The organism is Kitasatospora sp. NPDC005748 (genome assembly GCF_040630735.1).
Taxonomy (GTDB): Bacteria; Actinomycetota; Actinomycetes; order Streptomycetales; family Streptomycetaceae; genus Kitasatospora.
This window is the reverse complement of sequence record NZ_JBEXYD010000084.1, coordinates 17,074-27,059: the sequence shown is the minus strand read 5'-3', so window position 1 is coordinate 27,059 and position 9,986 is coordinate 17,074. Positions and strand designations below refer to the sequence as shown.

Here is a 9,986-nt window from a genome sequence, read left to right as displayed (position 1 = left end):
CTGACCGAGGAGGCGGCCCGGGTGTTCCGCGCCCGGGTCGTCTTCGAGCCGTGCGGGTGGTCAGCAGCTGAGGACCGGGCCCGCCCAGTCGGCGTGGTCGCTGATGGTGCCGTCGCCGCCGTCGGTGACCACGAGCCGCAGTTCCTCGGCGCCCGTCAGGTCGGCGGTGAGGTGCCTGGGGGCCGACGTCACGGTCATCAGGCCGCTGTCGGCGACCTTGACGGCGTCCTTGTAGATCTCGAACGAGACGCTCGCGCGGCCGTTCGCCTCGGCGTCCACCCCCACGTCGGTGGTGAGCGAGGTGCAGGAGCCGCCGAGGAAGTAGACCACCTGGCTGAGCGCGTTGACGCCCAGGCCCTTGGCGTACGTGGTGCCCGCGATGGTGATGGTCCGTCCGTCCCGGGCCTGGTTCTCGCCGTTGCTCATGTCCTTCTCGACCGGGCCCCAGCTGTTGCCGGCGGAGGCCCAGGCGAGGTCGGAGAGCTGGTGGGCACCGGCGGCCGGGCCGCTGCCGCAGGCGAGCCGGGGGCCCGCCCAGTCGGCGTGGTCGTAGCTGGTGCCGTCGCCGGCGTCGGTGACCACCAGACGGACGGTGGTGGCGCCGGTGAGGTCGGCGGTGAGGTGCCTGGCGGGGTCCTTGCCGGTCATCGGCCCGCTGTCGGCGGCCAGGGCGGCGTCCCTGAAGATCTGGAACCTGACCGAGCCGTTGCCGTAGGTCTCGTCGTCGATCCCGACGTCGGTGACCAGGTTCCGGCAGGCACCCCCGAGGTGGACGCCGACCTCGCTGGGCGCGTGCACCCCCAGGCCCTTGGCGTACGCGGCGCCGCGGATGGTGAGGGTGTGGCCGTCAGCGGGCTGGATGTCGCCGTTGCTGCGGTCCCGCTCGACCGGTCCCCACTGGTTGGTGGCGGTGCCGAACGGGAGGTCGCTCAGCTGGGTGACCCCGGTGGGCGGGGGGACGGGCGAGCCCGGGGTGACCCGGAACATCGCGGTTCCGTGCCCCGGCACGACGGCGCTGACGGTCCCGTCGCCGGTGCTGGACTTCTTCGACCAGAGGTCCTTGACCTTGTAGGAGTTCGCCCCGGCGATGCCGAGGGTCCGTGCGGTCACGGTGATGGTGGCGTCGTAGGAGCCCTCGTTGGTCAGGGTGACCGCCCGGCCGCCGTCCGCCAGGGGCTTGGACATCACCACCAGACCGTTCTCGCTGGAGACCACCGAGCCCTGCCGGCCGAGCGGGTCCTGGTCGACCGCGATCACATCGGTGTTGGTCAGTATGGCCAGGGTCTCGGGGGCGGCGGTGCGCAGATCGGTGCCGATCATCAGGGGCGCGGCCATCTCGGCCCAGAGGCTGAAGTGGGTGCGGTACTCCGTCGCGGTCATGCCGCCGTTGCCGACCTCCAGCATGTCGGGGTCGTTGAAGGCCCCGGGCTTGGCGTAGTCGGCCAGGCCCTGGTTGGCCTGGGCGATGGAGATCATGCTGTCCCAGGTGTCGTCGATGTCGCCGGTGGTGCGCCAGGAGTTGCCGACCGGCGGGGCCCACTCCCACGGGCCGGTGCTGCCCCACTCGCAGATGCTGTAGAGGATCGGGCGGCCGGTCGCCTTCAGCGCGTCCCCCATCGCCCGGTAGCGGGTCCGGGCGTCGACGCCCTGGTTGTGGCAGTTGTCGTACTTGAGGTAGTCCACTCCCCAGGAGGCCCAGAGCCGGGCGTCCTGCTGCTCGTGGCCGAGCCCGCCGGGGAAGCCGTTGACGTCGCAGGTGTGGTCGCCCGCGCTGGAGTAGAGGCCGAACTTGAGCCCCTTGCCGTGGACGTAGTCGGCGAGCGCCTTGATGCCGTGCGGGAAGCGGACCGGGTCGGGGACGAGGTCGCCCGCGCCGTCGCGCTGCGGCTGCGCCCAGCAGTCGTCGAGGTTGACGTACTGGTAGCCGGCTGCCTTCAGGCCCTTGCTGACGAAGAGGTCGGCGATGCCCTTGATCATGGCTTCGTCGAACTGGGCGCCGCAGTGCGTGGAGTTCCAGTTGTTGAAGCCCATCTGCGGCGTCAGATTGAGGCCGTTGTCCAGGGCCAGCGCCGGTGGTGCGGTCGCGAGTTCGAGGCCGACGGCGAGGGCGCCGCCACCGGTGAACAGGGTCAGGGCGGTCAGCGCCGAGGCCATGCGGCGCGGCAGTTCCGTGCGACGCGACCGTGCGGCGCGGCGCGGTGGTGCGGTGCCGGGGGAGCGCAAAGGTCCTCCAGAGAAGGGGTGTCGGGTGGGACGGGGCCCCGGCTCCGGCGCTGCGCCGGAGCCGGGAGACAGGGGAGTTTCCGGCGGACGGCGCGTCAGGAGAGCAGGCTCCAGGACTGCCCGACCAACGATCCGTCGGGCGGGCCGGTCACGACCGGGGAAGTCGCGGCGGTCTGCGGCGCGGAGAGGACGAGACCGGTGGCGACGTTGGTGATGGTCAGCGCGCCGGTCGTGGTGCTCTGGACGACGCGCCACTTCTGGGCCGGGTCGGCCGGGTCCCAGGCGTTCCGGACCCGGGCGGGCTGACCGGCGACGGCGGCGCCGGTCAGCGTGCCGTGGCGCTGCGTGTCGGTGTAGCAGTTGTCGGTGATGCGCACCGTGCCGTCCGGGTTCGGCGCGAAGTTCCACTGCTCGGAGGTGTGCCAGCTCCACCAGGTGTTGATGTCGGTGGGGGAGCCGTCGGGGGCGCTGCAGGTGCCCTGGACCTCCAGGGCCTGGCCGCCGGTGCCGCCGGCGCTGATGCCGTGGTAGCGGCCGTCGCCGATGACCGCGGCCGGCCCGGTGCCCGGCAGCGGCTTGAGGCGGTACAGGACGACGCCGTGCGGCTCGACCTGGGCGCCGAGCGCGCCGGTCACGTTGCCGGTGGCGCCGGTCCAGAGGTCCTTGGCCGAGTAGCCGGGGCCGGTCAGGCCGAGTTCGGCGAGCGTGGTGGAGACGTTCCGGTAGCCCGCCGGGTCCTGGTTGACGAGCAGGACGGCGGTGTCGCCGTCGGCGAGCTGCCGCTTGAGGACGATCGGGGCGGTGCTGCCGGCGGGCGGGGCGCCGACCAGGGTGGCGGGCCTGGTCAGCCGGTCCTGGTCGATCGCGATGACATCGGCGTTCTTGTAGACGGCGAGCTGCTCGGCGGTGATGCCGGTGGACCAGGTGAGGCCGTCCTGGGTGTGCCGGGAGTCCGCGGCGGTGCGCAGGTCCGCGCCGGAGATGAGCGGGGAGGCCAGCATGGCGAGGATCGACATCTCGCTGCGCGACTCGGTCACGGACATCGGCTTGTGGCAGGGGCAGGTGTCGGTGACGCCGTACACGCCGTACGGGTTCTGCCAGCCGGCGAACATCATGTCCAGGTCGTTCCAGCTGCCCGGCCGCACGTTGCCCGGGTACTTCAGGGCGGTCTGCAGCTGGCCGTTGTAGAGCACGCCCTCCAGGTCCGGACCGCGGTCGCCGCCGATCCGGCAGAGGTTGGCCACCTGTCCGCACCAGACCCCGGTCGGGGCGTAGCCGGGGGCCTCGAACGCGGGAGTGCCGGCCGCGACCACCACCGGGTCGGTGCGGGCCGGGTCGTCGCCGGCGAGCAGGTAGGGGACCCCGCTGTGCACCGGCTGCGCGGAGACGCTGAGGGCCACCCGCGGGCGGCCCTGGGCCCGGGAGGCGGCGTCGAGCGCCTGCTGGAAGTCGCGCACCCGGGCGTAGATGGACCGGGTCAGCTCCCTCCCCTCGCCCTGGGTCCAGTAGTTGTGGCCGTCGGGCCCGATGATCTGCGGTCCGTAGGGGCAGTCGTCGTACTTGACGAAGTCCACGCCCCAGGCGACGAAGTCGGCGGCGTCGGTGGACTCGTGCCCCAGGCTGCCGGGCCGGCCCTGGCAGGTCGTGTATGTGTCCGTGGCGTAGAGGCCGAACTTCATGCCCTTGCTGTGGGCGTACCAGGACAGGTACTGGATCCCGTTCAGGGTCTGCCCGTTGACGGTGTGCGCGGGGTAGCGGGCCGGATCGGGGACGAGGTGGCCGGTGGTCAGGTCGAATCCGGTGCCGTCCGTCCCGCTGGTGGGGTTGCGGTTGGCGTCGTAGAGCTGCATCGCGCCGTAGGCGGTCTTCACCAGGTCGGTGGTCTGGCCGTCGCGGTGGCCGAGCGACCAGCCGTCGTCGATGGTGACGGTGTCGTAGCCGGCCTGGACCAGCCCGTTGGCGGCCATGAAGTCGATGGTCTGGAGGACCTCCTCCTGGGTCACTCCGGTGCCCAGGGTGTTCCAGGAGTTCCAGCCCATCGGCGGGGTGAGGGCGAGTCCGTTGTCCAGGGCCGCCGCGGGGGCGGCCGTCCCGAGGACGACGGTGCCGAGCCCGGTCGCCGCGAGGGACAGTGCGACGAGGGCACGGGGCAGTGCACGGCTCAGTGCTCGGGGCACGGCTCGGGGCACGGGTATCCGCATGGGCGCTCCAGGGTGCGCGAGGGGGGTGGGGGATCGGCAGCCCGCTGCCGTTCGTTTCTGTTCGAAAGTCTCAACAGAAAGCAACGCAGCAAAGAGAAGCACACGTGCTGGCCGTCCTCAAGTGCCTGACCCAGACTCGTCCGTGACGGTCACTCGGCGGGGCTCGGCGCGGGAGAACCCCTTGCGCGCCGCGTTGAGTCACAGGTTGATCTCGGCGTGACGGAGCTCTTGACGAGAGGATGCCAAGTCATGTGACATTTCACATGACGTTGAAATCCGTTTGGTTCTGATTACTTGTCAGGCGTCCGCTCGACGCCGGCGTGCCCGGCGCCACCCTCGATTCCCGCCTGCGCCGATACCGGGGTTCCCGGCCGGGACGAAGGAGCGTTCCATGAGTCGACACACCGTCGACAGGCTCTCGGTCTCCAAGCCGAACGGCCCTGACGCGGGCGCGCGTCAGGGCCGTGAGCACCGTGCGGGCGACCGGGGCCGCCGGGGCGGTCGCGCGGCCGGGGCGGGGTGGTGGATTCCCGGTGTGCTTAGGATGAGATGACTTGCTGTCAGGACGAGTGGGGATTTCATGCGGGACGATGCGATGACCGGCTGGTCGGGGCCGGTGGCGGCGGGGGAGTGGCAGCCGCCGGCGGAGCTGAACATCGGCACCCCGCACCCGGCCCGGATGTACGACTACTACCTCGGCGGGAAGGACAACTTCCCGGCCGACCGGGAGGCCGCCGAGAAGGTCATCGCGGCGATGCCCGACGCCCGGCTCGGGGCCCGGATCAACCGTGAGTTCCTCGGGCGCGCGGTGGAGTTCGCCGTCGGCCGGGGTGTCCGCCAGTTCCTGGACATCGGTACCGGGATCCCGGCCGTGGGCAGTACCGCGGAGGTCGCCCACCGGGTGGCTCCGGATGCCCGGGTGGTCTACGTCGACAACGACCCGATCGTGCTCACGCACGCCCGCGCCCTGCTGGCCTACCACCCGGCCGGTCACACCAGCGTCCTGCACGCGGACCTGCGGGACCCGGAGGCGATACTGGGGGATCCGGGCCTGAAGGAGGCGCTCGACCTCTCCCGGCCGGTGGCGCTGATGCTGGTGGCGGTGCTGCACTTCGTCCGCGACGAGGAGGGCGCCGCCGAGACGGTGGCCCGGCTGCGGGACGCGCTGGCGCCGGGCAGCATGCTGATCCTCTCGCACGGCACCCAGGACTTCATGACCGCCCGGGCGGCCGCCGAGACCACCGAGGTCTACAGCCGCGCGAGCTCGCCGCTGGTCCTGCGGGCCCAGGAGGAGGTCCGGGAGTTCTTCGGCGACTTCGAGCTGGTCGACCCCGGCCTGGTCCAACTGCCGCTCTGGCGGCCGCAGGCGGAGCTCCCGCCGCGCTGGCAGGAGGCGGCCCCCGCCTACGCCGGAGTCGCGGTCAAGCGCTGACCGGTTCCCGGGGCCGCACGGTGTCCCCCGCGTCGAGACGCGGGGGACACCGGCGTTTCCGGGCCCGGCGGGGCGCCCGTCAGCCCATGCTCTTGGAGCCGTCCAGGGCCTCGCGGAGGATGTCCGCGTGGCCGGCGTGCTGCGCGGTCTCGGCGATCAGGTGCAGCAGGACGCGGCGCGCCGACCAGCGCGCGGAGGCCTCGAACCAGGGAGCCTTCGGCAGCGGCTGCGAGGCGTCCAGGTCGGGCAGGACGGCGACCAGCTCGTCCGTGCGGCGGGCCGCCTCGGCGTAGTCCTCCAGCACACCGGCCAGCGTCTCGCCGGGCAGCAGCCGGAAGTCGTTGTTCCGCCGCTCCCAGTCGGCCTCGGTCATGGTGGTGAAGTCGCCCATCGCCGAGGGCCCTTCCAGGATGAAGGCCGTCCAGGCGCGCTCGACGCTCGCGACGTGCTTGATCAGACCGCCCAGGCAGAGCTCGCTGACGGTGGTCCGCCGCCCGGCCTGCTCGTCGGTGAGGTCACGGGTGGTGAAGCGGAGGAAGTGCCGCTGCTTGCCCAGCGCCTCCAGCAGCTCAGCCCGCTCCCCGCCGGCTGCGGCCGCCGCGGGCTGCTCGGGCGTGGTCGCGGTGGTGGTGGTGTCGGTCATGGTGTCCGCCTTCGTCGTTCGTTCTCCGTTGCCGAGAACCAAGGTAGGAGCCATCTGGGTCAGGTCCTGTCCTAGTGCCGCACCGGAGTGGGGCCAGTTCCGCGGAGCGGCGCACGGGGCGCGCGGGGCGGCCCGCACCGATACGGGGACGTAACGCCTTTACCGGAACCTGACGGTATCGATGAAGGGATGAAACCCTTTCCTGACAGAGGTCTGACGACCCGTCCGTAGCGTGCCGGACATGTCGATAACCCATGGTCGAACCAGTCGCCCCGACGGCCGGACCCACAGCCGGGCGCGCACCCGAGCCGTGCCGGCCGTTCACCGCACCCTCCCCCGGGCCTTTCCCCGCACGTTCGTCGCCGCGGGAGCCCTCCTGCTGAGTACCGTCGCGGCCGTCGTGCTGCTGCCGAACACGGCCCTGGCCGCGGCGCCCGCCGGTCAGGAGTCCGTCACCGCGCACGCCGGCGCCACCACCGATCAGGAGCGCGGCCGGATCGACACCTACTGGACACCGGAGCGGATGAAGCTGGCCGGTGCCATGGTCCCCGAGATCACCCCCGTGCCCGAGGACGACGACACGGCCGACGATCCCCGGCCGCTGCCCGCGGACACGCCGGACCCAGGGGGCGTCTGGACGCACGGCGGCGCGGTGAACAGGAGCGTCGGCCGGCTCTTCTTCACCTTCAGCGACGGCTACGACGGCAGTTGTACGGCAACGGTCGTCAACAGCGCCAACCGCAGCACCGTCATCACGGCGGCGCACTGCCTGCGGGGCGTCGGCGCCCCGGCCGCCGCGGACACCTGGCACCACAACCTCTACTTCGTGCCCGGCTACCGCAACGGGACGAAGCCGCTCGGCGGCTTCGTCATCAGGAGCGCGGCCACCTCCTCCCGTTGGGACGCCGACCCGGGCGGCACGACCTCGGCCGATCTCGCGGTGGCCGGCTACGACACGGGCGTGCTGGTCGCGCACCGTTCCGCCGACGGCCGACGGATCGCGGACGTCACGGGAAGTCAGCGGATCGCGTTCACCCGGCCGGTCGAGGGCGAGTTCGTCCACACCTTCGGCTACCCGAAGGACCGGCTCAACGACCCCGGCGCCAAGTACGCCGGATCCCGCATGATCCACTGCGCCGGACCGGCCCGGCCCGGCACCGCGGCCCCCCTGCTGTGGGGCGAGCCCTGCGACATGGGCCACGGGGCGAGCGGCGGCCCGCACTTCGCGACGTTCGACACCAGGACCGGCACCGGTACGGTCGTCGGCGTCACCACCACCTCCGAGGACCTGGCCGGCGGCCCGGCCGCCACGCTGTACGCCACCCGCCTCGGGGACAGCGCCCACCGCCTCCACACCTGGGCGCAGACCCGCCCGGCCTGACCACCGCGCGGCGCACGGGCCCGGGAGGTCCGTGCGCCGCCCGCCCCGGGGGCCCGGTGCTCCTGCCCCCGCCCGCCCCGGCGACTGGCAGGATGGTCCCGTGGCCGCTCCGCTCCCTCCGCGAGTCCGGGTCGGCCGTCGGAGCGGCGGGAAAGCACGGGAGGGGAAGCTCGGTTGACGACCATGCGGATCATCGGTGGCGGCATCGCCGGAACGGCCGCCGCGCTGGCGCTGCACAAGGCGGGGTTCCACGTCACCGTCCACGAGGCGCACCCCGACACGGGCGAGGACATCGGGGCCTTCCTGACCCTCGCCTCCAACGGGATGCGCGCCCTCGCCGAGATCGACGCGGCCGAGGCCGTCGCGGCCCTCGGCTTCCCGATCACCACCATGACCGTGCTCGACGCGAGCGGCGCCGAACTGGCCGCCGTCCCGCTGGGCGAGCCCGGCCACCGGCTGACCCGCTACCGCTGCCTGCGCCGCGCCGAGCTGGCCGCGGCGCTGCGGGCCGAGGCGCGACGGCGCGGCATCGAGGTCCGGCACGGGGCCCGGCTCACCTCCGTCACCGAGACCGACGCCGACATCACCGCGCACTTCGCCGACGGCACCAGTGCCACCGGCGACCTCCTGGTGGGCGCGGACGGCACGCACTCCGCCGTCCGGGCCTGGCTGGACCCGGCCGCACCCGCGGCCGAGTACGCGGGCCAGCGCGTCTTCTACGGGTACAGCACCGCCGCCGCGCCGTCCTCCGGGCCGGAGCGGATCACCATGGTCCGGGGCAGCGGCGCCGCGTTCGGGTACCTGGTCTCACCCGGCGGCGAGACCTGCTGGTTCGCCCGGGTGCCCGGGCCCGCCGCGTCCCCGGTGGAGGTCGCCGGCACCACTCCCGCGCAGTGGCGGGAGTGGCTGGCGCCGCTGCTGGGCGCGGACCGGACCCCGGCCGCGGGGATCGTCGCCAGGACGGGCGACCGGCTGATGGTCACCAACGCGCTCCACGTCGCACCGGGGGCGCGCTGGCGGACCCGGCGCGCCGTCCTGATCGGGGACGCCGCGCACGCCGCCTCGCCGGCCACCGGCCAGGGCGCCTCGATGGCCCTGGAGGACGCCGTCGTCCTGGCCAAGGCGCTGCGCGACACCCCCGGAGCCGCGGCGGCCCTGGCCCGCTTCGAGCACCACCGCAGGCCCAGGACCGAGCAGAACACGGCCGCCAGCGCCCGTCTGACGGCCGGCCCGCCCTCGGCCGCCCCGCAGGCTCGTCCGGACGGCGCCCGGCCGCGGGTGGACGAGGACCTGCTGCGCCTGCTCGCCTGGGACGTCCCGCTACCGGAGCCGTCCGGCGCCGTCTGAGGGCCCGTCACCTCGGGCGGTCAGGGCCGTTCGGCGGGCGGGAGCAGCGTGGCGATACCGGCGCAGATCAGCTCCAGGCTGCGGGCGAACTGCCCGTCCTGGTCGTGGGCGGCCGCGGCGACGGTGCGGGGAAAGCGCCGGTGCAGGGCGGCGACGGCCTCCGGGTCGGGCGGTACGACCGGCGGTTCGCCCTGCTCCTGGAGGACGTAGCCGGTCACGTGGCTGAGCACGGTGTCGGCGGCGGTGCCGCACCGCTCCGCCGGGACGCCCGCCGCCGCGAGGGTGTCGAGCAGCCGTTCCATCACGGACAGCGCGCCGGGGCTGAGCGTCTTCGGGCCGTCGGCGAACATGATCGCCCCGCCGGGGTGCCGCCGGATGCTCCGGCGCAGGGCGACGGCCTGCGCCGTCACCCGGGCCTGCCAGCCGCTGGAGGCGTCCAGCGCGGCGAGTGCCGCGGTGCCCGCGTCGTACGCCTGGCGGGCCACCCGGTCGGCCATCAGCTGCAGTAGCGCGGCCTTGTTGGGCACGTGGTAGTAGAGGCTTCCGGCGTGCGCGTCGAGGCGCTCCGCCACCCGACGCATGGAGAGGCCGTGGTAGCCGGACTCAGCGAACACGGCCATTCCGGCGTCGATGATCCGGTCTGCGGTCAGCTTCACCCCGGCAGTCTAACGATCACCCCGGGGTTCTCGAACGCCGTTTGAAACCGGCTCGGCAGCCTTTCGGCCACGAGCGGGCCGGGAGGCGGGGTCGGGAGCGGGC

The 9,986-nt window shown here is 73.2% G+C and carries 6 protein-coding genes and 2 pseudogenes; 3 read left to right on the top strand and 5 right to left on the bottom strand.

Annotated elements, in window-relative coordinates; translation table 11 throughout:
* Positions 1-60: 60 nt before the first annotated feature.
* From ABZ495_RS34140 to ABZ495_RS34130, 3 genes and pseudogenes are all read right to left on the bottom strand, one after another.
* Positions 61-477, bottom strand: a pseudogene (locus ABZ495_RS34140) (NPCBM/NEW2 domain-containing protein); the annotation flags it as partial.
* Between the two features lie 36 nt (positions 478-513).
* Positions 514-2,154: pseudogene (locus ABZ495_RS34135) on the bottom strand (NPCBM/NEW2 domain-containing protein); the annotation flags it as partial.
* Between the two features lie 164 nt (positions 2,155-2,318).
* Positions 2,319-4,424: a hypothetical protein gene (locus tag ABZ495_RS34130; RefSeq protein WP_359839749.1), complete on the bottom strand. Its 2,106-nt coding sequence runs from the start codon at positions 4,422-4,424 to the stop codon at positions 2,319-2,321.
* A 580-nt stretch (positions 4,425-5,004) separates the two neighbouring features.
* Between ABZ495_RS34130 and ABZ495_RS34125 the strand changes: the two genes are divergently transcribed.
* The gene (locus ABZ495_RS34125) at positions 5,005-5,856 is read left to right on the top strand and encodes an SAM-dependent methyltransferase (protein WP_359839747.1); all 852 of its coding nucleotides are present in this window, start codon (positions 5,005-5,007) and stop codon (positions 5,854-5,856) included.
* Between the two features lie 79 nt (positions 5,857-5,935).
* On the opposite strand, the gene ABZ495_RS34120 is transcribed toward ABZ495_RS34125, so the two are convergent.
* On the bottom strand, positions 5,936-6,499 hold the full coding sequence (locus ABZ495_RS34120; protein WP_329485676.1) for a DinB family protein: 564 nt from the start codon (positions 6,497-6,499) through the stop codon (positions 5,936-5,938).
* Between the two features lie 241 nt (positions 6,500-6,740).
* On the opposite strand from ABZ495_RS34120, the gene ABZ495_RS34115 reads away from it, so the two are divergent.
* A complete protein-coding gene (locus ABZ495_RS34115; protein ID WP_359807630.1) occupies positions 6,741-7,880 on the top strand; it encodes a hypothetical protein in 1,140 nt (379 codons plus the stop codon).
* A gap of 183 nt (positions 7,881-8,063) precedes the next feature.
* Positions 8,064-9,227, top strand: a complete 1,164-nt coding sequence (locus tag ABZ495_RS34110; protein ID WP_359839753.1) for an FAD-dependent monooxygenase — start codon at positions 8,064-8,066, stop codon at positions 9,225-9,227.
* A gap of 20 nt (positions 9,228-9,247) precedes the next feature.
* Here the strand turns inward: ABZ495_RS34110 and ABZ495_RS34105 are convergent, their stop codons facing one another.
* A complete protein-coding gene (locus ABZ495_RS34105; RefSeq protein WP_359839746.1) occupies positions 9,248-9,883 on the bottom strand; it encodes a TetR/AcrR family transcriptional regulator in 636 nt (211 codons plus the stop codon).
* Between the last annotated feature and the right edge of the window lie 103 nt (positions 9,884-9,986).